Origin of the sequence: Bacillus sp. BS98, from assembly GCF_008432245.1 — a bacterium.
Taxonomy (GTDB): Bacteria; Bacillota; Bacilli; order Bacillales; family Bacillaceae_G; genus Bacillus_A; species Bacillus_A toyonensis.
This window is the reverse complement of record NZ_CP043830.1, coordinates 716,176-737,607: the sequence shown is the minus strand read 5'-3', so window position 1 is coordinate 737,607 and position 21,432 is coordinate 716,176. Positions and strand designations below refer to the sequence as shown.

The window sequence follows — 21,432 nt, the reverse complement described above, 5'->3', positions numbered from 1 at the left end:
CAGGTTATTTTTCTACTATTATATTGTCTGTTTTTATAGATACTCTTTTCGTAATCCCACTCACTACAAACATCACAATCATATTCATTAATAATGCGATTATACCTACGTTTAAATCTTTTATATACTGCGGGAAACTCGGAAACATCGTAGCTATAGTAGAACCAGATAAAGTAATATATGCAACAACTAACAGACCAATCGCCATTCCTACAATCGCCCCTTGCTTCGTAATAATTTGACGCGGAAACAAACTACATACAAGTGCAGGAAAAAGTTGCGTTACAATACTGTATCCCATTAAAAGGAGAGCTCCTATTGTTTCTCCTCCTTTAAATGTAAATAAAACTGCTATAAACGTTACTACAGGCACAAATAATTTTGCTACTTTGGCCACTTGTCTATCTGAAGCAGATGGGATCATCGTTCGGTAAATATTTTTCGCTAACAATGTAGACGCGGCCATAACAAGCATGGACGCTGGAACTAATGCCGTTAATACCCCAGCACTACCAATAATTCCAATAAACCAAGGATCAAAAGTTTGTAAAGCAAGACGGAATAATGAAAGATCTACATCTGCTCCCTTTAATCCAGGAACTTGCAGGATAGCAGCAAACCCTGCAAAAAATACGAAAAGTAAAACTAAAGAGTACAATGGCATAATTGCCGCATTTTTACGAAATACTTTTTCATTTTTAGCAGAGAAAGCAGAAGCAAATGTATGAGGCCACATATAAAAACCTAGGGCCGTTAATATAATAGTAGAAACAAACCAAGAAATACTCATCCCTTCTTCAGGTAAAGATAAAAATCCTGGTTTCGCAGCTTCTACAGCTTCGAACATCGGCTGAAACCCTCCGTAATAATGATACGGTAAATATATACCTAAAAACATAACAATAAACAGGATCATAATGTCCTTCAAAGCGGCTGTCCAAGCTGATCCATGTATACCTGAAACCATTACATATATAGTTATAACAATAGCACCAATCCATACTGCAACAACAGGTGATACCCTTCCATAAGAAGCTTCTGAAACGATAATCCCCAATCCCTTCAACTGTAAAACAAGATATGGGATGATGGAAACAACACCAACAATTGAAACAATCAATCCAAGCGCTTTACTTCTATATTTCTTCGCAAAAAAATCTGGCTGTGAAACAAGGTTATGTTCTTTCGCATATTTCCAAATTGGCGGTAATAAGAAATACGATAAAATATAAGCTAGTGCGCCATAACCTAAAATATAAAAAGTAGGCGCTCCTTTACTATACGCCCATCCACTTCCTCCTAAAAATGTGAATGTCGTATAAATTTCGCCTGCCATAAGGAGAAATACGAAAATCGTTCCAAATCCTCTTCCTCCAACTGACCATTGCTCTAAATTCATATCTTTTCCACGCTGCGCCCGAATACCTAAAAATAGCGCTAGAAATAAGAATAAAATAATGATAAATAATGCTGTCATTCCATATCCCCCTTATTAGCAGGATCGAATACGTACACAATACCCATACAAAGAGAGGTAATAAGCACCGATAATAATACCCAAAATAATAAAAATGGCATCCCTAGTACGTAAGGAGTGACCGAATTTGCAAATACTGGTCCAACTACTAAACAAAGAACGGGAATAAGTGCTAGCACGTGTATTTTCTTCATCTCATTCTCCTTTATTTATGAAATTCATAATGGATGATACAAACACTTCCACGCCAATCGACAGTGCATCTTCGTCAATCGTAAAACGAGGATGGTGATGAGGATATATAATCCCCTTCTCTTTATTTCCTGCTCCGATAAAAAAGAATGTCCCTGGTGCCTTTTGTAAAAATGCTGAAAAATCTTCTCCAGCCATCGTTGGTTGTAAACGAACAACCCTGTCTCGTCCATAAAGTTGCAATGCCGTGCGTTCAATAAGCTCTGTAACTTCATAATCATTTACAACTGGTCGGTATCCATATTCATAAGAAAATGTATATTTCGCTCCGTAAGATTCTGTAATATACTTTACAATCCGTTCAATCTTCCCCTCTGTTTCTTCTCTCAACTCATGTCTTAAACTCCGCACTGTTCCTTCAATTTCCGCTTGTTCTGGAATCACATTATGGGTTGTCCCGGCATGAAATTGCGTAACAGATACTACGAGAGAATCTAACGGATTCGTGAGGCGAGATACAATTTGCTGAAGTTGTGAAACAACTTGTGTACCTATTGCAATACTATCAATAGTTTCATGAGGGATTCCAGCATGCCCACCCTTGCCCTCAATCGTAATTTTAAAAACATCCGGCGCAGCCATTGCCGCACCATAAATTACACCTATTTTACCAACCTCTAACGATGCCCACAGGTGAGCACCAATAATATAATCCACACCTTCCATTACCCCCGCTGCAACCATTTCCTCTGCGCCACCAGGAAAATTTTCTTCTGCATGTTGGAATAGAAAACGAATCTCCCCTTTAACCTTCTCTCTTTCCTCTACTAACTTATGTACCACACCAAGTAATATCGCCATATGTCCATCGTGACCACATGCATGCATCACACCTTGATATGTCGAAATAAAATCAAAATCATTTTCTTCATGAATAGGAAGAGCATCCATATCAGCCCGGACCGCAATTGTTTTACCGGGCTGTTTACCTACTAACTTTGCCATCACACTATATTGAGTCGGTCGTGACACTTCTAAATATGGGATTTTTTGAAGTATGTCGAACACAAACTGCGATGTTTTCTCTTCTTGAAAAGATAACTCTGGATACTTATGAAAATGCCTTCTCCACTCAACCAACTGATCTTTTGACAAAACAAGTTCCTTTGCAACATCCATTTCTCTTCTCTCCTTCTTCACCAAGTTAAATGTTATTATAACGCGAATTATTAACTTTTAAAAGAATATTCCGAATTTTCCGTGTTATAGACTTAAAAATAAAAAGCCATCTAAAAGATGACTTTTTCCTTATTACAAAATAGTAATTGCTTGTTTTCCCATTTGCTCCCAAGCTTTCTCAAATTCCGCTCGTGGAACAGCCAAACGTGGATTGTTTTTAAGAGGATCATTTACATATACAAAGTTTTGATCATATCCAATTACTACTGCACTATGCTCATAATATGTAATTTTCACTTCACCTGAACTCGTATTCCATGTTTCAAAACTACTTTCAGCTAGTGGCTTAAACGTTGTATTAATAATGACCCATACTGGAGATCCAGAACTAATTACTTTATATATATCTTGCATGTCTCTACCTGTTAAATTAATTACTTTTTCAGGAACATATTTTTCTGCTAAATTAAAGATTGGTTGATTATATACACCATATCCAGGTTCAGCCTTCGTATAAATGTTTCCAACGAACCCCTCATAAGGATTTCCACGCAAACCATTTTGTTCAAATGGAACACGATGGATTTCGCTAGCAAGCTGCATCTTATCTACTTGTACACCTTTATATTGCAGTAACATAGCCAAACTTGTCACTTCACATCCACGAGGTAATTCTGGTAATTGTTTTATAAATGGAACATCTTCAATCATAGCTGATTCTTTCATTTCAGATAGAAAATCTAAGCGTAGCACTTGCGCCTTTTGTATAATTTTATCTTTCCCTATAAAAAACGCGGCCGCAAGTATAATCCCAAAAACAAAAAGATATTTTAACTTTTTCATTATAAACAAAACTCCATTAATTATTATTTTACAGACACAACTCTTATCATTGTACCCTTCTTCTAACTAGTTTGCTAGAAAGATTCTGTGAATTATTATTCACATTTATATCGTTATAAAATTCTAATTATTTTTAATAAAAAGAAAAAACGATATACTTTTTCGAAACATTTTGCTAAAATCGAAATTATTAACATAGTGAAGATATCACCTTGTTAATAAACATTCTTAGAGTATTTAGTCATAGTTCGTTTTTTACATACTCAATTCATTTCATAACAAATAAATTGAGTATGTGTCACATCCCCCGCTAATGATTAAACACTCAGAATGAAAACCAGTTAATACATACAAGAAAATAACGGGGTGAGGGGCATATGAATCAACAAGTAGAACAAACAAATTTAAAACGTACAATGAAAAGTAGACACTTATTTATGATCGCACTTGGTGGCGTTATTGGAACTGGACTATTTATGGGATCTGGTCAAATCGTCCATAACGCTGGACCTGGTGGTGCAATTCTTGCATTTTTAGTCGGTGGATTTGTTATGTATTTAACGATGTTATGTCTTGGTGAATTATCCGTTGCTATGCCAGAAGCAGGTTCGTTCCAAAGCTATGCAAGCAAATTTATTTCACCTGGTTTTGGATTTGTTGTCGGTTGGATGTATTGGTTAAATTGGGCTGTTACAGTTGGAGTAGAGTTAACAACTGTAAGTATTTTAATGAAACGATGGTTTCCAGACGTTTCTTCGTGGATTTGGTGCGTTACATTTGCAGCAGCACTTTTTCTTGTGAACGCTCTATCAGCAAAGGCATATGCAGAAACAGAATTTTGGTTCGCAAGTGTAAAAGTTGCAACAATTGTTATTTTTGTCGTACTTGGTGGTGCAGTTATGTTTGGTCTACTAGACTTTAACGGAAAACCCGCTCCAATGCTTCACAATTTCACTGAAAATGGCGGGCTATTTCCAAATGGTGCATTAGCTGTTCTTCTTACGATGATTACAGTAAATTACTCCTTCCAAGGAACAGAATTAATCGGAATTGCTTCAGGAGAAAGTGAAAATCCTGAAAAAACAATTCCAAAAGCAATTAAAAACACAATTTGGCGAACTCTATTCTTCTTCGTCCTAGCAATATCAGTTGTTGTAGGGTTACTCCCATGGCAAGAGGCTAATCTAGTCGAAAGTCCATTTGTACTTGTATTTGATGTAGCTGGTGTTCCATATGCAGCAGACATTATGAACTTTGTTATTATTACAGCCGTATTATCCGTAGCTAACTCTGGTTTATACGCAAATTCTCGTATGCTTTGGGCGATGGCAAAACAAGGAATGGCAAGTCCAGCTTTTACGAAGTTAACTAAAAAAGGGGTACCACTGAATGCACTCATTTTCAGTCTTATTTTTGCAAGCCTTTCTTTATTAACAAGCGTGTTTGCGGCAGATACTGTCTTTCTAGTTTTAACATCTATTGCAGCAATGGCGGCCGTTGTCGTTTGGATGTCAATCGCGGCTTCACAGTTTTTCTTCCGTAGAAATTTCGTAAAAAATGGCGGCGACATAAATGACTTAAAATATCGTACACCGCTCTATCCAGTAGTTCCAATCGTAGCGTTCTCACTCAACTTTATTACATTTGTTAGTTTAGCTTTCATTCCAGATCAGAGAATTGCTCTTTATTGCGGAATTCCATTTATGATTATTTGCTACATTTTATACCAAGTTAAATATAAAAAAGTTGTCACATTTGAACAGAAAAAAAGTATAACTCAGGGAATAAACTAAATATACAAAATATTCAGCTATCTTTCTTATAATAAGATAGCTTTTTTCTATTTATTGGATATCTTGGTATAACTTTATTTATCTTAAAATTTTCACAATCACGTTTTTCTCTGGAAAATAGTTTACAATATAATCAAGTTACAAATGATATTCACCTTAAAAAGTGTGCATTTGTGTCTATTTTTTAACAATATCTCAAAAACTATTGCCTTCTATAAATTAATAGGTTTATATTGTTTTATTGGCATAGTTTCAATCCAAGGAGAAAGGAGATTTTCAATCGTGCAACTAAAGAAAGCATTTTGGAAGTTGGCTTCGCTTCTTCCGTTATCATTACTTCTGTTCCTCGGTGGCTGTGATAAGAAACTCGCAGTATTAAATCCGCAAGGACCTGTTGCAAAAGCACAGTATGATTTAATTGTTTGGTCATTCTTGCTTATGTCATTAATTATCGCAATTGTATTCATCCTGTTTACAGTCATCTTGATTCGTTATCGTGAAAAACCAGAGAATATGGACTACGAGCCACCTGAACAACACGGTAACACATTATTAGAAATTATTTGGACGCTTGTTCCTGTTATTATCGTTATCGCATTATCGATCCCAACAGTAAAAGCAACTTATGCTTCGGAAGAGGTTCCGGAAGAGTCCAAACATATTAAACCAGTTGAAATTTATGTTACATCTGCAAACTGGAAATGGTTATTCAGTTACCCAGAGGAAAAAATTGAAACCGTTAACTATTTAAACATCCCAGCTGGTGTACCAATTCAATTCAAACTGACTTCTGTCGGCCCAATGAATGCTTTCTGGGTACCAGAACTTGGTGGTATGAAGTACACAATGGATGGCATGATTATGGATCTTTATTTACAAGCTGATAAGCCAGGTTCTTACCTAGGCCGTAGCGCGAACTTCTCTGGTGAAGGATTCACTCACATGGAGTTCGAAGTTGAAGCAAAAACAAAAGAAAAGTATGACAAGTGGGTAAAAGAAGTACAACAAACTGCTCCTAAACTAACAGAAGATAAGTACAACGAAATTGTTAAACCTGGTGTAGTTGGTCGTATGACATTCTCTAGTCATCACTTAAGTTATGTAGATCCAAAATCACTTGAATATTGTGATTACAACTACTACAAAAACAAAAAATAATAGCTATTATTCCAACAGATTGGAGTGAACACAGTGAAGCTTGATGAATTCTTTGTCACAGGTGACCCGATTATTTACGGTGCAGACGCTTCTATCGTTCTTGTGACATTAGCAATCATTTTCGTACTAACAAAGTATAAAAAATGGAAGTGGCTTTGGGATGAATGGTTGACAACTGTTGACCATAAAAAAATCGGAGCCATGTATATTATTTCTGCGGTTATCATGTTATTCCGTGGTGGTATGGATGGTTTAATGATCCGTGCACAATTAACATTCCCAGAAACAACTTATTTAAACGCTGAACACTATAACGGAATCTTTACAACACACGGTACAGTTATGATTCTTTTCATGGCGATGCCATTCGTTATGGGATTAATGAACCTTGTAGTACCATTACAAATTGGTGCTCGTGACGTTGCATATCCGTTCTTAAATGCTTTAAGTTTCTGGTTATTCTTTGTCGGAGCAATGTTATTTAACATCGCTTTCGTAATCGGTGGTTCTCCAGACGCTGGGTGGACTTCTTACTTCCCAATGGCAGGTACAGAGTTTACTTCTGGTGTAGGAAATAACTACTACGCAATTGCATTACAGATTTCAGGTCTCGGTACGCTAATGACCGGTATTAACTTCCTTGTTACTATCTTAAAAATGCGTACACCTGGTATGACTTTAATGAGAATGCCAATGTTTACTTGGTCAATCTTAATTACAACAATTATCATTATTTTCGCTTTCCCAGTATTAACAGTTGCTCTTGCATTAATGACATTTGACCGTCTATTCGATGCTCACTTCTTTACGATGGCGAGCGGCGGTATGCCGATGTTATGGGCCAACCTGTTCTGGGTATGGGGTCACCCTGAAGTATATATCGTTATTTTACCGGCATTCGGTATTTTCTCTGAAATCATTAGTACATTCTCACGTAAACGTCTATTCGGTTACAGTGCGATGGTATACTCAATGGTTGCAATTTCTTTACTAAGTTTCGTCGTATGGCTTCATCACTTCTTCACGATGGGTGCAGGTCCAGCGGTTAACTCATTCTTCTCGATTTCGACAATGGCGATTTCGATTCCAACCGGGGTTAAGATCTTTAACTGGTTGTTTACACTGTATAAAGGACGTATTCGTTTTACAGTTCCAATGCTCTGGTCATTGGCATTTATTCCAAACTTCGTAGTCGGTGGGGTTACAGGGGTTATGCTTGGAATGGCAGCAGCTGATTATCAATACCATAACAGCTACTTCCTAATTGCTCACTTCCACTACGTATTAATCGCAGGTACAGTATTCGCTATGCTTGCTGGATTCACATTCTGGTATCCAAAAATGACTGGTCATATGTTAAATGAACGCCTAGGTAAATGGACATTCTGGATCTTTATGAGCGGATTCAACATCTGTTTCTTCCCAATGTACTTCTTAGGTTTAGACGGTATGACTCGTCGTATGTACACTTACTCTGAAAGTCTTGGATGGGGATGGCTAAACCAAATCGCATCTGTTGGTGCGGTAATGATGGGTATCGGCTTCCTACTTCTTTGCTACAACGTAATTTGGAGTGCACGTCACGGTGAACGTGACACAACTGGAGATCCATGGGATGGTCGTACACTTGAATGGGCAACTCAATCTCCTGTACAACATTACAACTTCGCGAAGCTTCCTGAAATTAAAGAAGCTGATGCTTTCTGGTACATGAAAAAACGCGGAGAAACAGTTACACCAGCAGCAGAAGATTTAAAACCAATTCACATGCCAAGTAACTCTGGTGTGCCTATTATTGCGTCTTTATTCTTCGGTCTTGCAGGTTTCGCATTAGTATTTAGCTGGTTCTGGCTTGCAGCAATCGGCGGCGTTGGTATTTTAGCTTGCTTAATCTATCGTTCATTCGATTACGACGATGGTTACTACGTAAGTGTTGATGAAATTAAAGAAACAGAACATATAGCATGAGAGGTGAAATGACATGGCGGCTTTAGATAAAAGCTTACCTTTGGAATATCAATCCGAACAAAGCAGATTGAATATCCTAGGATTCTGGATTTTTCTTGGGGCTGAAATTATGCTGTTCGCAACACTTTTCGCCTCTTATCTAGTCCTTGCTGGTCGTACGGCAGATGGCCCAACTCCAGCACAACTGTTTGAACTTAAAACGCTTTTAATTCAAACATTACTACTTTTAACAAGTAGTTTCACATGTGGTATCGTAATTCACGAAATGCGTAAGCACAACCAAAAAGCAATGCTTGGATGGTTCATCCTTACATTACTTTTAGGTGCAGGTTTCCTATTCTTTGAAATCGAAGAGTTCATTATGTACATCGGTGAAGGCGCAACAATTCAAACAAGTGCGTTCCTATCTGCATTCTTCGTTCTTCTTGGAACGCATGGTGCCCACGTAACAGGTGGTATCATTTGGGCAACTTGTGTTATTATCCAAATTTTAAAACGAGGTTTAACACCAGTTACAGCTCGTAAAGTATTCATTATCAGCTTATACTGGCATTTCCTTGATCTTGTTTGGGTCTTTATTTACACACTAGTTTACTTGAACGGGATGGTGGCGTAAATGGGTCAAAATAACAACCAAGCAAACGGGCATGCGCATAGCGGATTCCCTTGGTCACACGTTTTCGGATTTATTTTATCGCTTGCACTAACGTTTCTAGCGTTATACGTGGCACTTTACACAACATTACCACTTTCAACAGTCTTAACAACTATTATCATAATGGCTGTTGCGCAAGCTTTATTACAATTAATTATGTTCATGCATTTAAAAGAAGGAGAAGGAAGAGTCCAAATTCTTACAATGATATACAGTTTCTTCGTTGCAACTGCAACAGTTGGTTTAACTGTATGGATCTTCTTCTCAATGTAATGTACATGAAAAAGACTGCTGAGATTCCTCAGCAGTCTTTTTTTATTCCCCCTCCCCTATTACCTCCACATTACGGCATTAACAGCAGAATCATGAAAAATATACTTATTATGACAAATGTTAAGAAAACTCTTTCTTTATGAAATCGAATCCATATGCGTTGATTTTCTACCTATTATATGGCTAAATAGGTACTATATTTATTTGAAGGGAGAGAACGCAATGGAACATCATACTTCTGTTCTATCACTTATGGTTGTAGTTGCAATCGCGTTTTTCGTTCCCCTTTTGTTACAACGCTTTAAATTAAAAGCACTTCCTGTCGTTGTTGCAGAGATCATCGCAGGAATCTTTGTAGGTAAAAGTGGGTTTAATATTATTGAGCCAGATATGTGGCTCCAAGTTTTATCAACACTAGGATTTATCTTCCTCATGTTTTTAAGCGGGTTAGAAATTGACTTTTCTATTTTTAAACAAAAAGGGAAAAAAAGTACGAAAAACGAACCGAACACATTCCAAGCAGCAAGCATTATTTTCTTGTTTATTTTCATCTTATCTTATGCCCTATCATTACTATTCGTATGGCTAGGATTTGTAGATAATGCAATGTTCATGACTTTAATTATTTCAACTATTTCTTTAGGTGTTGTCGTACCAACATTAAAAGAGAATAACTTAGGAAAAACCGCAATCGGACAAATCATTTTATTAGTCGCTGTTATTGCAGACTTAGTTACAATGATTTTACTCGCCGTATTTGTCGGATTAAATTCTGAAAGCGGCCAAAGCATGTGGCTCCTACTCCTTCTATTCGGAGCAGGTATTATCATTTACTTTATTGCAAAACGCTTCAAAAACATCCCATACTTAGATAGCTTAAAAGCTGGTAGTGTACAAATTGATACTCGAGCTGTTTTTGCACTTATCTTAATTTTAGTAGGGTTATCTGAATCTGTTGGTGCAGAAAATATTTTAGGTGCCTTCTTAGCAGGTGTACTCGTATCGTTATTATCACCAAATGAAGATATGGTTGAAAAACTTGATTCCATCGGATACGGTTTCTTCATTCCTATTTTCTTCGTAATGGTTGGTGTAAATCTAGAAGTCTGGTCTATTTTTAAAGAACCTTCTAGTATGCTAATGATCCCAATTTTAATTGTAGGACTCTTTATTTCAAAACTTTTACCATCACTCGTCCTACGTAAATGGTATCCGCGTAATATCGTACTCGGAAGTGCCATCTTATTAACATCAACACTTTCCTTAGTTATTGCGGCGGCACAAATTGGTGAAAAACTAGGAATCATCAGCCCAAGTTTATCCGCTTCTCTTATTTTAAGTGCAGTTATTACTTGCATTTTTGCACCTATATTATTTAAAAAGATGTTCCCAAAAGTGGAAACACCAAAACCGAAAGTATCTATTATTGGCGCGAGCAGAATTACTCTTCCATTATCACTTGATTTAAAACGAGAAGACTATGATGTAACGCTATATATGATGCGCCAAAATAAAATAAATGATGAGGAAGCGAAATCACATGACTTCCCTATCGTGAAATTAGATGATATTACAATTGAATCATTAACTGAACGAACAGCATTTGATGCAGATCGCGTTGTCGTTGCAACAAGTGATGATGAACAAAACTTATTATTAGCAGAACATGCGAAAGAACTAGGTGTTGAACATGTCATTGCAAGTGTAGAAGATCCACTTCTACAAGAAAAAGCAACACAAGAACATATCGCTGTATTCTCGACTATTAACTCTACACGGATTTTATTACGTGCTCTTATCGATAAACCGAGTCTCGTTCGTTTAATTACAACAGCGAACGAAACAGTACGTGAAGTTGAACTACGTAGCAATAAATATAACGGCATCGAGCTTCGTCGCCTTCCATTTTTAGGTGATGTACTTATCATCCAAATTTACCGAGGTAATAAAGCATTAATACCGCATGGTGATACGAGGTTACAACATGGTGACACACTGCTTGTAACAGGTTCAAAAGAACATATTAATACACTAAAAAACATATTAGAATAGAAAATGCCCCTCACATAATTGAGGGGCATTTTTTTCCATTCTATATGGTAAAATGTTACTATCACATATTATGGGGATGGATCACATTATGTCTATTGTAACTTTAGCTCTATTATTATTAGCGGAAGTACTCGTTGCTATTATTCTCATCGGTGTTAGCATTGAAATTTGTAGTTACGGCTGGAAAAAATCAACTGGCGTCAAATATACTTGTCTCTTGCTTTCGCTCCTTCTTGGAACCGCTAGCATACTCGGACTTTTCGCTGCACCTGCCTATTTCTTTATACAACTAACAGAAAAAGGCTTATAAGGAAGGATGTTAATATAATTACCGTGAAATGTATTGATGCATCTGAAACTTGCGTATTACGTCAAAAATTTTCACACCCGAATCAAACAGTAACAGATTGTAAATACTCTTCCGACTACGAAGCAGATACCTTTCACTTAGGTGCTTTTCTAAGCGATGAACCGATTAGTATCGCTTCCTTCTCAAAAAAATATACCCTGACTTACCAACAGGTGTTCATTATCGACTACGTGGAATGGCAACATTACCTAACTTTCGAAACAAACACGCTGGAAGCTCCTTAATTCAAAAAGCGTAACAAGTCTTGCAAGAGCGTAAAGCAAATATTTTATGGTGTAATGGCCGAATTACTGTAACTGACTATTACAAGCGCTTAGGCTTCTAGGAACATGGTGTAATCTTTGAAATTGAACCGATTGGCCTTCATAAAGTATTGTATATAAAAAGATATAAGAAAAGCTTTCCGCAATACGGGAAAGCTTTTCTTATATTTCAATCTTCACTTTTTATTTTTTTCATATATATGTATATAAACAAACTAGGAACTAAAAAACAAGCAACCATAATAAGTCCTGTCATACTAATTTCCTTTATCGAAATATCTGGTGTTACAATGATACAAATAGCTAAAATCCCAATAATAATACCTACCGGAATGAATAATAGTTTCATAAAATAGCTGCGTGATACTCCGCCCGTATGCTCATACACTTGCACCGAATTTTTTAAGTTTAAAAAGTTAATACCTATTATCCCGCACATAAATACCATTAATAAATCCGAAATACTTTCATATCCTGCACCTTGCAAAACATAGCGATAAAAAACAATACCTAGTATGACGATATTTTGTAAGATGAAAACGAGTCTAATATGTTTTAGCCCCTCAATCATTAAACGTTCATCTTTCACGATTCTCATCCCCTCACTCCTCTTCCTCCCAAAATAAATCATTTAATGTTTTATCTACCGCATAACAAATTTTCAAACATAAATCTAAAGACGGGTTGTATTTCCCCTTCTCAATTAAACTAATCGTTTGCCTTGTAACGCCTACTTTTTCTGCTAATTTTTGCTGTGTTAAATCTAACTGAACACGCGCGACTTTTATTTTACTTACAGCCATTCATGTTCCTCCTCTACCTTAATTGTAACATATATATTCCATTAAGTAATTTATATTTTGCGTAATTAATTTAATTTTCACTTTCCCCCGCTATTTGCGGGTAATAAACCCCTCACTAATTATAGTTTCACTTTATTATACACAAAAAAGGAGCCTCTCATAAGAAGCCCCTCTTCTATATCTATATTATAAGAATAAATGACATCCAAATAAAATTGTAAATAAGTATAGTAACGGATGTACTTCCATCCCTTTCCCTTTCACAATCTTTAAGACCGGATACACTAAAAATCCGATTGCAATTCCATTCGCAATACTAGACGTTAACGGAATACCTACAAAAATTAAAAATGCTGGTAATGCATCTTCAAACTCATCCCAATTAATATCACGAATACTTTGTGCCATTAAACTACCGACAATAATTAATGAAGGAGCTGTAATAGCAGCTACACTTGATAAAGATGCAATTACAGGACTGAAAAATGCCGTTATAATTGTTAGTCCAACAACTACAATACCTGTTAATCCCGTTTTACCACCCGCAGCAATACCAGCTGACGATTCAATTGTCGCTGCTGTTGGGCTTGTACCAAAGATAGAACCTGTCGTTCCGCCAATCGCATCTGCAATAAACGCTTTACCAAAACGTTTCTCTGTATTATCTGTAATTAAACCTGCTTGTTTAATTAAACCGAGTAATGCACCTGTCGTATCAAATAAAAGTACAAGTAAAAATGAAAATACAACACCATATAATCCATACTGAATTACATCTGAAAAGGCATTGATTGGATTTGAAACGATAATACCCTCTGGTAAATGAGGCATCGCTACAATTTTATCCTCAAACTTCAGTTGCCCCGTAAAGAAGGCGATAATTCCTGTCACAATCATACTAATAAATAATGCACCACTCACACGTAATACCATTAATACCGCAGCTAAAATTAAACCAATTAAAGTTAAAATAACGGCTGGTGAATGAAAATCACCAATCGTAACTAAATTAGATGGATGATCAACGATAATTCCAGATAGACGTAATCCAATAAAAGCAATAAATAGTCCAATTCCACCTGCAATTGCATGCTTTAAACTATCAGGAATTGCGACAATTAACTTTTGCCTAAATGAAGTGAAAGATAATAAAAGAAAAATAATACCTGTTACAAATACTGCCGAAAACGCAATGACATATGTAATCCCCTCTGCCTGTTGAACAACAGAATAAGAAAAATATGCATTCATCCCCATAGCTGGAGCAATAACAATTGGATAGTTAGCTAAAAACGACATACATAGCGTCCCAATAACTGTCGCAATAATAGTTGCCGTAAAAGCTTGATCAAATGGTACACCTGCATCAGATAATATTTTCGGATTGATGACAAGAATATACGCAAATGTAAAAAAAGTTGTGATGCCAGCTAAAAGCTCTTGCTTCACAGAAGTGTTATATTGTTGTAATTGAAACATGCTTATGTACCCTTCCTACATCTGAATTATTATCACACATTCTTTTCTTACTAGTATGTGAGAAAATATAATACTTAATCTTAACAATCAATAAAAAGAAGAGTCAATATATTCTCTAATAGTGAGAATTTTAAGTTTAAGTCTGACAACTTCAGATGTAGTACAGTTCTTTTATGATTATTTTTGTAGCATAACAGATAGAAATGTTTTATAATTTGAAATAGTTAAATATTTAGGTAGCTCATTCTACAAGGGGGATTCTTCTTATGCAGCACACAAACAAATCTGGAACTTTAAATCGAGGTTTAAAAGAACGACATATTACTTTAATGTCACTCGGTTCAGCTATTGGCGTTGGACTATTTTTAGGATCTGCTTCTGCTATTAAACTAGCTGGTCCTTCCATCTTACTAGGTTATATGATCGCTGGACTCGTTATTTTTTTCATTATGCGAGCGCTCGGAGAAATGGCAATTGAACAACCGGTTGCCGGTTCTTTTAGTAAATACGCTAATGATTATATCGGCCCACTTGCTGGCTATATTACTGGTTGGAACTACTGGTTCTTATGGGTTGTTACTTGTATGGCTGAAATTACGGCGGCTGGAATTTACATGCAGTACTGGTTCCCAGATATCCCGCGCTGGACTTGGGCACTACTCGCTCTATTATTAATGAGCGCTTTCAACTTCTTATCAGTAAAAGTATTTGGAGAACTTGAGTTTTGGTTTGCTCTCATTAAAATTGTCACAATTATCTGTATGATAGTAGTTGGAGCTGGCATTATTTTATTCGGATTCGGAAATGGTGGTATCGCTACTGGTATTTCAAATCTTTGGTCACATGGTGGCTGGTTCCCAAATGGATTTTCCGGATTACTACTCTCCTTACAAATGGTATTATTCGCTTATTTAGGCGTTGAACTAATTGGTGTTACAGCTGGTGAAGCTCAAAACCCGAAGAAAACACTCGCAAAAGCTATCGATAACGTATTTTGGAGAATCCTAATCTTTTACGTCGGGGCATTATTCGTTATGATGGCAATTTATCCATGGAACGAACTTGGTGAGAAAGGAAGTCCATTCGTATTAACATTCCAACAAATCGGCATTGCAAAAGCAGCAGGTATTATTAACTTTGTCGTATTAACAGCTGCACTTTCTTCTTGTAACGGTGGTTTATTTAGTACAGGGCGTATGCTATTTACATTGGCACAACAAAAGAAAGCTCCTGAAAGATTCGGTCGTTTAAATAAAAATGGGATTCCAAGTCAAGGAATTGTAGCAACGGCTATCGTTTTACTTGTTGGTGTTATATTAAACTACCTTGTGCCTGCAAAGGTGTTTACATGGTTAACTAGTATTTCAACTTTCGGGGCAATTTGGACCTGGGGAATTATATTAGTCGCTCAAATTAAATTCCGTAAAGGATTATCAACTGAGAAAAAAGACAAGCTAACGTATAAAATGCCTTTACATCCATTAAGCTCTTACTTCTCACTTGGCTTCCTTGCACTTGTACTATGTATAATGGCGTATTCAGAAGATACACGAATTGCATTAATCGTTGGCCCAATTTGGCTTATTGGCTTAGCTATCGTGTATTACATGAAAGGGTTTCATAAGATTGATGAAACACCTACTTCAAAGATTAGTTAAACAATTTATCCCTTCCTTATTAATTGGAAGGGGTTTTTTATTGTCTATATAAATATTTCTCAACAAAATTCACGGTATTTTTACAATTTTTTAATATTTTTTACGTTTTCTGTCTTTATTTTTTCAGAAAAATAAATTACATTATTAAAGCACATATATTTATTATTAGGGGGATTCTTCTATGAAGAATAAAAAATGGATTACATTTTCTTTAGCAACAGCAATTACACTTAGTATGGGGAGTTCGTTCATACCGTCTACTTATGCCGAAAGCTCTGTAGACCCAGCTCCTGAAATTGCTGCAAAGGTTGTAAATCAAAACAATGGGAAGAAAGTATTATTTGATAATACGCACGGTCAAACTGCAGGGACAGCTGACTGGGTTATTGATGGCGGCTTTTCTGATTTCGGAAACGGCATTGCCCAAAATGGATATCATGTAAAAGAACTTCGTAAATCAACACCTATTACATACGAAGACTTAAAAAATTACAACGTGTTTATCGTTCCAGAGGCAAATATTCCTTACAAAAAATCTGAACAAGATGCAATGTTACAATATGTAAAAAATGGCGGCAGTATCTTCTTCATTGCCGATCATTATAATGCAGATCGTAATAAAAATCGCTGGGACTCTTCTGAAGTATTTAATGGATATAGACGCGGTGCTTGGGAAAATCCCGCAAAAGGAATGTCTAACGAAGAAGCAAACTCACAAGCTATGCAAGGAGTAGAAAGTTCCGATTGGCTATCTAATAATTTTGGTATTCGCTTCCGTTACAATGCACTTGGTGATGTTTCAGCTAAAAACATTGTTTCGCCTGAACAATCATTCGGAATTACACAAGGTGTTTCATCGGTAGCAATGCATGCTGGTTCTACTCTAGCAATTACAAATCCAAAACTAGCAAAAGGACTTGTTTATCTTCCAGAAAACCCATCAAAATGGAATAACGCTGTTGATAGTGGTGTTTATAACGGCGGTGGCGTTGCAGAGGGTCCATATGCTGCAATTGCAAAAGTAGGACTTGGAAAAGCTGCCTTTATCGGTGACTCTTCTCCTGTTGAAGATGCTACGCCAAAATACGTTCGTGAAGATTCTGGCCAAACAAAGAAAACTTACGATGGTTATAAAGAAGAAAACGATGCTGTTTTACTAGAAAATATCGTAAATTGGCTATCGAAACAAGAGACATTTACAAGCTTAGATCAAGTAAACGGTTTACAACTTGATTCACCTACTGCTTTACAAACATTTGAACAACCAAGCTTATCAACAGAGCCACAACCAGAACCTTGGAGTGCACCAAACGCTGGTTATCAATGGTTTAATACAAATACATTTAAACCTGGTTCATACGGATATAACGGCGCCGTAACAGCAAACGATTATGTGATTACACGCCCTAGCATTCTACCAAACAATGAAGTGTTCCAAATAAAGATTCAAGTAAACAACTTATTACCTAATACAACTTATAATAACTATTCTTTAGGTATCTTCACGACTGGCGGAACACAGGTAGCAAAAGTCCAAAATACAAACGGCACTTGGCCATCTACTTTCGGATATAGTAGCGCCTTCTCATTCACAACAGACAGCTTTGGTTCCGCTGAAAAAATTGTGAACGTACAACTTGATTCAAATACAACTGGACAAGCAACACTTCGTCTACGCCAAAATACAACTGCTAAATATAATGAAGCTGTAACGATTAATAAGAAGTAAAAGAAAAGGCAATCCACATGCGGATTGCCTTCTTCTCATTTCTCTTCTTTTGAGAAAAACATTCTGGAAATGACGATACCTATACTACCTACAATTAAGAATAACACTGCCCTGATCATCATTGAAACTTCTGGTAAGTCTAGAAGGAATAACTTTCCTATCGTTACTACTAAAACAACTAAGCCAGCATACAATATTTCATTCATATTTTTATTCCGTCCAAGCCAAACTGCAAATAATGCATATACCATCCATAATAACGATACTGATACGCTTATTATACTTCCATCTGTAGAAAGAACTTCGCCAACTCTAGTAATTGTAATAAATACAATGACCATGAACCAATAGAGAGCTATAGAATAAACATATTTTCCAAAACTCGTTAATACATCTTTCGCTCGTTTCATGCAATAATAAAATGTACCTATTAAAATAATATGAGCAACAAACCCAGCTGAAACAAAATGATCAAACGGGCTAAAAATCGTCTGTACCATTCCAATCGCATAAATAGTGGCACTTACATACAGTTTAATTTGTTGTTTTGCTTTAATAGAAGTAACCATACCGAGAAAACCTTGTAACAATAATACAATTGCTGCATTCACTAAACTGTACTCGTATAAAATCGCTAAACTAAATGACCCCATTGCAAAACCAAATAAGAGATTTGCAAATATAGACTGTTTATTCTTCCTATATTCAAGTACAAACATAACAGTATGCACGAGTGCACTTATGACCAATCCCCACGTAGTAAAATCAGGTATTTTTACAATAGATAAAATAAAGAAAACGGCATTTGTACTAAATATCGCTACTCTTGCTTCTTGTATAAACTCTCTCTCTGAAAACATATGCCAAAATAACAGCAAATGAATTACACCATATACAATCGTTAACTGTATTTGCAAATTCTCTACTAATATCGACATAACAGCAAAGAAGACAAACAGGACAATGGCAGCAACAACATAAGAAATCATATATAAGTACTTATAACGATTTTTCAACGCATACCATAATAAACTAAGTGTTAATATCGTCTCATATCCAAAGAAAATATAAGGATTCGGAGTCGTACTATTTAACAAGAACGGAACGAAGAAAGCTCCGACCGCTACGAAGATAGTAAGGTATTCCGATTGATACTTTTTCGCTAAATAAATCCCTAAAATAACCCATACAATATTACAGATAAACGCAATACTTGCTGGAATAAATCCATATAAATAATGTGCCGCAAACGTCGTTAAAACAATGCCTGTAATACTTCCTCCAGCTAATACTAACCCTAACGCTTGCCGCTCTCGTTTAATTTGAATATCCCCTATATAATACAAACCGATAGATAAGGCGATACCAAACACAATTCGTATCGCTGGTGTTAATAAACCAGCATCTACCCCTGCTTTAAATAACCAAATAACCCCAAGTAGCATAATACCGACAAATATACGCGGCAACCATGTTTGGCAAAACTTAATAATATTGAATGGTTCCGGTTTAAAAGCAGATATATTTACTTGTTTTTCCTCAACTTTTTGCACGGGCTCTTTGATCTTTACTACATCTTCTTGTAATTTTTCATCTATTATCGTTTCGATATATACTTTCTTTTCCTTACTAACATGTTGCTGAGCGTTTTCTACTTCTATTTCCCTTTGTTTTGCTTTCAACTCAAAAAGTGCTTCTTGCATCGTTTCAATTGTAGTTTCGAGTGCTTCTATTTTCTTATTCAAATCTTCCTTCATATGCTCCCCCCTCACCATTCATTCGAAACCTATATATTACCAATTATCTTTATCATACTCTTAGTCTATTCATTTTTAAAACTATTTTTCCAAAAAAAGAAAGGTGTTTTCCCATTATAGAAAACACCCTTTCACTTATTTGTCCTTATTTATCATGATACTAACGATTACACCAATACACACACCTACAAGAGCTGGAATGATCCATCCTACACCTTCTGTATAAAACGGAATATACTTCAATATTGGCGTCCACTGATTCGTCATCACATTTTTATTTAAAATATCGATTGCACTAAATACCACTACAATCAAAATTGTAACAGGATATATGCACACATACTTCCCAATATATTTATGGAATAACCCTAAAATAATAAGCGTTAATGCAATTGGATAAATAAATCCAAGAATCGGTACTGAAACTTTTAAAATTTGTGTTAACCCTAAATTAGCTAAAATCATACTAATAAAGCTCAATATAAACGCCCAAACTGTATACGATACTTTCGGAAATACACTTGTAAAAAACTGACTACAAGATGTAACAAGTCCAATTGAAACACATAAACACGCAATAGTAAAAATAAGGCCTAACAAAACTACTCCGCCTTGTCCAAATAACGTCGTCATCACTTGTGCTAACACATTCGCCCCATTATTAAACGTACCTAACGAACCGCTAATTGAACCCACATATCCGAGGATGACATAAATAATAGATAATAAAAGACCTGCTCCAATACCAGCAATACTCATATATTTCGCTAAGCCTTGATCATCTTCAATACCTTTTGCACGTAAAGCATTTGCAATAACAATACCAAAGATTAAAGCCGCTAGCGCATCCATCGTTAAATATCCATCTAAAAATCCTTGGAACATAGGAACTTGTCCGTAATTTCCAGTAGCCTCTTTCACACTACCAACTGGTGTAAACATAGTTTTTATAAAAATAAGTGCAATCATACATAATAATAAAGGCGTTAAAACCTTCCCAAATAAGCCCATTAATTTAGATGGCGATAAACTTAACCAGTAAACAAAGCTAAAGAAAACGATCGTATAAACTAGTAAAACTACACTACCCGATTCTGGGAATAACTGACCTGGTCCCATTTCAAATGCTAGACTTCCTGCACGTGGTATACCAAGACCAGGTCCAATAAATAAGTACACAATACACGGAAAAATAATTGCAAATGAAGAATGTACTCTACCCGCTAACGTTTGAAAGCTTCCTGCTTTTGCAACAGCAATAACACCTAATATCGGAAGACCTGTTGCTGATATAATAAAACCTAACAGCGCAATCCACACGTGTTCTCCTGCTTCATATCCAAGGAAAGGCGGAAAGATAAGATTCCCCGCTCCAAAAAACATAGAGAATAGCATAAGACTAATAAGTAAAATTTCTTTTTTCTGTAACAATTTCATTTCTTTCTCCTTCTTCAATTTCATCTCTTGTGAAATCAATTCCACATATAGAAAAACGCGATAATCCGCTTCCTTACAAAGAAAACATAGTCCATAGTCTATCACAAAAGAAATGCCCATTCTATAGCTATTTCCCTTTTCCAATTTCTTCTGAAAAATCAACCTTTCCCCGCATTAACGGACAGTAAGACTCCCCCCCTAATAATTAAGCTAATAACCGGATATCCAGTGGGAATCAAACTGCCCATAAAAGCCCGATTCGTTCAACTAATAATCATATTGGAATAAAATCTTCCAATATGATTAAAGTTTCACTTCATTGACTTATAATAGTTAATAAAGTAAA

18 protein-coding genes and 1 pseudogene are annotated in these 21,432 nt (G+C 36.0%); 10 read left to right on the top strand and 9 right to left on the bottom strand.

All coding sequences use genetic code 11. The features are described from left to right. Window positions 1-4 precede the first annotated feature (4 nt). The 4 genes from F0362_RS03685 to F0362_RS03670 form a co-directional block, all read right to left on the bottom strand. Window positions 5-1,477 carry a sodium:solute symporter family protein gene (locus F0362_RS03685; protein ID WP_000125692.1) on the bottom strand — a complete coding sequence of 491 codons (1,473 nt, stop codon included), beginning with the start codon at window positions 1,475-1,477 and terminating at the stop codon, window positions 5-7. Beyond that, on the bottom strand, window positions 1,474-1,671 hold the full coding sequence (locus F0362_RS03680) for a DUF3311 domain-containing protein (RefSeq protein WP_000719865.1): 198 nt from the start codon (window positions 1,669-1,671) through the stop codon (window positions 1,474-1,476). The genes F0362_RS03685 and F0362_RS03680 overlap by 4 nt, the downstream gene beginning before the upstream one ends. Before the next feature lies 1 nt (window position 1,672). Further along, window positions 1,673-2,848: an amidohydrolase gene (locus F0362_RS03675; protein ID WP_000382091.1), complete on the bottom strand. Its 1,176-nt coding sequence runs from the start codon at window positions 2,846-2,848 to the stop codon at window positions 1,673-1,675. Between the two features lie 132 nt (window positions 2,849-2,980). Beyond that, a complete protein-coding gene (locus tag F0362_RS03670; RefSeq protein WP_000734486.1) occupies window positions 2,981-3,691 on the bottom strand; it encodes a C39 family peptidase in 711 nt (236 codons plus the stop codon). Window positions 3,692-4,068: 377 nt separating this feature from the next. Between F0362_RS03670 and F0362_RS03665 the strand changes: the two genes are divergently transcribed. The 8 genes and pseudogenes from F0362_RS03665 to F0362_RS03630 all read left to right on the top strand — a co-directional run bounded on the left by F0362_RS03665 (window position 4,069) and on the right by F0362_RS03630 (window position 12,285). Next, window positions 4,069-5,484: an amino acid permease gene (locus F0362_RS03665; protein WP_001076086.1), complete on the top strand. Its 1,416-nt coding sequence runs from the start codon at window positions 4,069-4,071 to the stop codon at window positions 5,482-5,484. 282 nt (window positions 5,485-5,766) lie between these two features. Further along, a complete protein-coding gene (locus F0362_RS03660) occupies window positions 5,767-6,642 on the top strand; it encodes a cytochrome aa3 quinol oxidase subunit II (protein ID WP_001176160.1) in 876 nt (291 codons plus the stop codon). Between the two features lie 33 nt (window positions 6,643-6,675). Continuing rightward, a complete protein-coding gene (gene qoxB / locus F0362_RS03655) occupies window positions 6,676-8,610 on the top strand; it encodes a cytochrome aa3 quinol oxidase subunit I (protein WP_000762376.1) in 1,935 nt (644 codons plus the stop codon). Between the two features lie 13 nt (window positions 8,611-8,623). Next, on the top strand, window positions 8,624-9,226 hold the full coding sequence (gene qoxC / locus F0362_RS03650) for a cytochrome aa3 quinol oxidase subunit III (protein ID WP_000729314.1): 603 nt from the start codon (window positions 8,624-8,626) through the stop codon (window positions 9,224-9,226). Next, window positions 9,227-9,538, top strand: coding sequence for a cytochrome aa3 quinol oxidase subunit IV (gene qoxD, locus F0362_RS03645; RefSeq protein WP_000531386.1), 312 nt, complete (start codon window positions 9,227-9,229; stop codon window positions 9,536-9,538). Window positions 9,539-9,760: 222 nt separating this feature from the next. After that, window positions 9,761-11,590 (top strand): monovalent cation:proton antiporter family protein, encoded by a 1,830-nt coding sequence (locus tag F0362_RS03640; protein WP_149889658.1) that lies wholly within the window; start codon window positions 9,761-9,763, stop codon window positions 11,588-11,590. 52 nt (window positions 11,591-11,642) lie between these two features. Continuing rightward, complete coding sequence (locus F0362_RS03635) at window positions 11,643-11,900, top strand: DUF4022 family protein (RefSeq protein WP_000926990.1); 258 nt, start codon at window positions 11,643-11,645, stop codon at window positions 11,898-11,900. A gap of 14 nt (window positions 11,901-11,914) precedes the next feature. Further along, a pseudogene (locus F0362_RS03630) lies at window positions 11,915-12,285 on the top strand (GNAT family N-acetyltransferase). A gap of 107 nt (window positions 12,286-12,392) precedes the next feature. Here F0362_RS03630 and F0362_RS03625 read toward each other — a convergent pair. From F0362_RS03625 to F0362_RS03615, 3 genes are all read right to left on the bottom strand, one after another. Further along, complete coding sequence (locus F0362_RS03625; RefSeq protein ID WP_001223560.1) at window positions 12,393-12,821, bottom strand: hypothetical protein; 429 nt, start codon at window positions 12,819-12,821, stop codon at window positions 12,393-12,395. 4 nt (window positions 12,822-12,825) lie between these two features. After that, the gene (locus F0362_RS03620; RefSeq protein WP_000301176.1) at window positions 12,826-13,026 is read right to left on the bottom strand and encodes a helix-turn-helix transcriptional regulator; all 201 of its coding nucleotides are present in this window, start codon (window positions 13,024-13,026) and stop codon (window positions 12,826-12,828) included. A gap of 186 nt (window positions 13,027-13,212) precedes the next feature. Continuing rightward, the gene (locus F0362_RS03615) at window positions 13,213-14,505 is read right to left on the bottom strand and encodes an NCS2 family permease (RefSeq protein WP_000487217.1); all 1,293 of its coding nucleotides are present in this window, start codon (window positions 14,503-14,505) and stop codon (window positions 13,213-13,215) included. Window positions 14,506-14,771: 266 nt separating this feature from the next. Between F0362_RS03615 and F0362_RS03610 the strand changes: the two genes are divergently transcribed. Both F0362_RS03610 and F0362_RS03605 read left to right on the top strand, forming a co-directional pair. Continuing rightward, entirely contained in the window at window positions 14,772-16,163 is a 1,392-nt protein-coding gene (locus tag F0362_RS03610) for an amino acid permease (RefSeq protein ID WP_001164887.1), read from the top strand. Window positions 16,164-16,344: 181 nt separating this feature from the next. Then, on the top strand, window positions 16,345-17,892 hold the full coding sequence (locus tag F0362_RS03605; RefSeq protein ID WP_149889657.1) for a DNA-binding protein: 1,548 nt from the start codon (window positions 16,345-16,347) through the stop codon (window positions 17,890-17,892). Between the two features lie 35 nt (window positions 17,893-17,927). Here F0362_RS03605 and F0362_RS03600 read toward each other — a convergent pair whose 3' ends face one another. Together F0362_RS03600 and brnQ are read right to left on the bottom strand one after the other, a co-directional pair. Beyond that, the gene (locus tag F0362_RS03600; protein WP_000656749.1) at window positions 17,928-19,649 is read right to left on the bottom strand and encodes a DUF2339 domain-containing protein; all 1,722 of its coding nucleotides are present in this window, start codon (window positions 19,647-19,649) and stop codon (window positions 17,928-17,930) included. A 135-nt stretch (window positions 19,650-19,784) separates the two neighbouring features. Further along, entirely contained in the window at window positions 19,785-21,206 is a 1,422-nt protein-coding gene (gene brnQ, locus F0362_RS03595; RefSeq protein WP_149889656.1) for a branched-chain amino acid transport system II carrier protein BrnQ1, read from the bottom strand. Window positions 21,207-21,432: the final 226 nt, after the last annotated feature.

Bases quoted from the DNA above. Each gene is read 5' to 3' on its own strand.
- F0362_RS03685 (WP_000125692.1), bottom strand. From the start codon at position 1,477: ATGACAGCATTATTTATCATTATTTTATTCTTATTTCTAGCGCTATTT.
- F0362_RS03680 (WP_000719865.1), bottom strand. From the start codon at position 1,671: ATGAAGAAAATACACGTGCTAGCACTTATTCCCGTTCTTTGTTTAGTA.
- F0362_RS03675 (WP_000382091.1), bottom strand. From the start codon at position 2,848: ATGGATGTTGCAAAGGAACTTGTTTTGTCAAAAGATCAGTTGGTTGAG.
- F0362_RS03670 (WP_000734486.1), bottom strand. From the start codon at position 3,691: ATGAAAAAGTTAAAATATCTTTTTGTTTTTGGGATTATACTTGCGGCC.
- F0362_RS03665 (WP_001076086.1), top strand. From the start codon at position 4,069: ATGAATCAACAAGTAGAACAAACAAATTTAAAACGTACAATGAAAAGT.
- qoxC (WP_000729314.1), top strand. From the start codon at position 8,624: ATGGCGGCTTTAGATAAAAGCTTACCTTTGGAATATCAATCCGAACAA.
- qoxD (WP_000531386.1), top strand. From the start codon at position 9,227: ATGGGTCAAAATAACAACCAAGCAAACGGGCATGCGCATAGCGGATTC.
- F0362_RS03640 (WP_149889658.1), top strand. From the start codon at position 9,761: ATGGAACATCATACTTCTGTTCTATCACTTATGGTTGTAGTTGCAATC.
- F0362_RS03635 (WP_000926990.1), top strand. From the start codon at position 11,643: ATGTTACTATCACATATTATGGGGATGGATCACATTATGTCTATTGTA.
- F0362_RS03625 (WP_001223560.1), bottom strand. From the start codon at position 12,821: ATGAGAATCGTGAAAGATGAACGTTTAATGATTGAGGGGCTAAAACAT.
- F0362_RS03620 (WP_000301176.1), bottom strand. From the start codon at position 13,026: ATGGCTGTAAGTAAAATAAAAGTCGCGCGTGTTCAGTTAGATTTAACA.
- F0362_RS03615 (WP_000487217.1), bottom strand. From the start codon at position 14,505: ATGTTTCAATTACAACAATATAACACTTCTGTGAAGCAAGAGCTTTTA.
- F0362_RS03610 (WP_001164887.1), top strand. From the start codon at position 14,772: ATGCAGCACACAAACAAATCTGGAACTTTAAATCGAGGTTTAAAAGAA.
- F0362_RS03605 (WP_149889657.1), top strand. From the start codon at position 16,345: ATGAAGAATAAAAAATGGATTACATTTTCTTTAGCAACAGCAATTACA.
- F0362_RS03600 (WP_000656749.1), bottom strand. From the start codon at position 19,649: ATGAAGGAAGATTTGAATAAGAAAATAGAAGCACTCGAAACTACAATT.
- brnQ (WP_149889656.1), bottom strand. From the start codon at position 21,206: ATGGGCATTTCTTTTGTGATAGACTATGGACTATGTTTTCTTTGTAAG.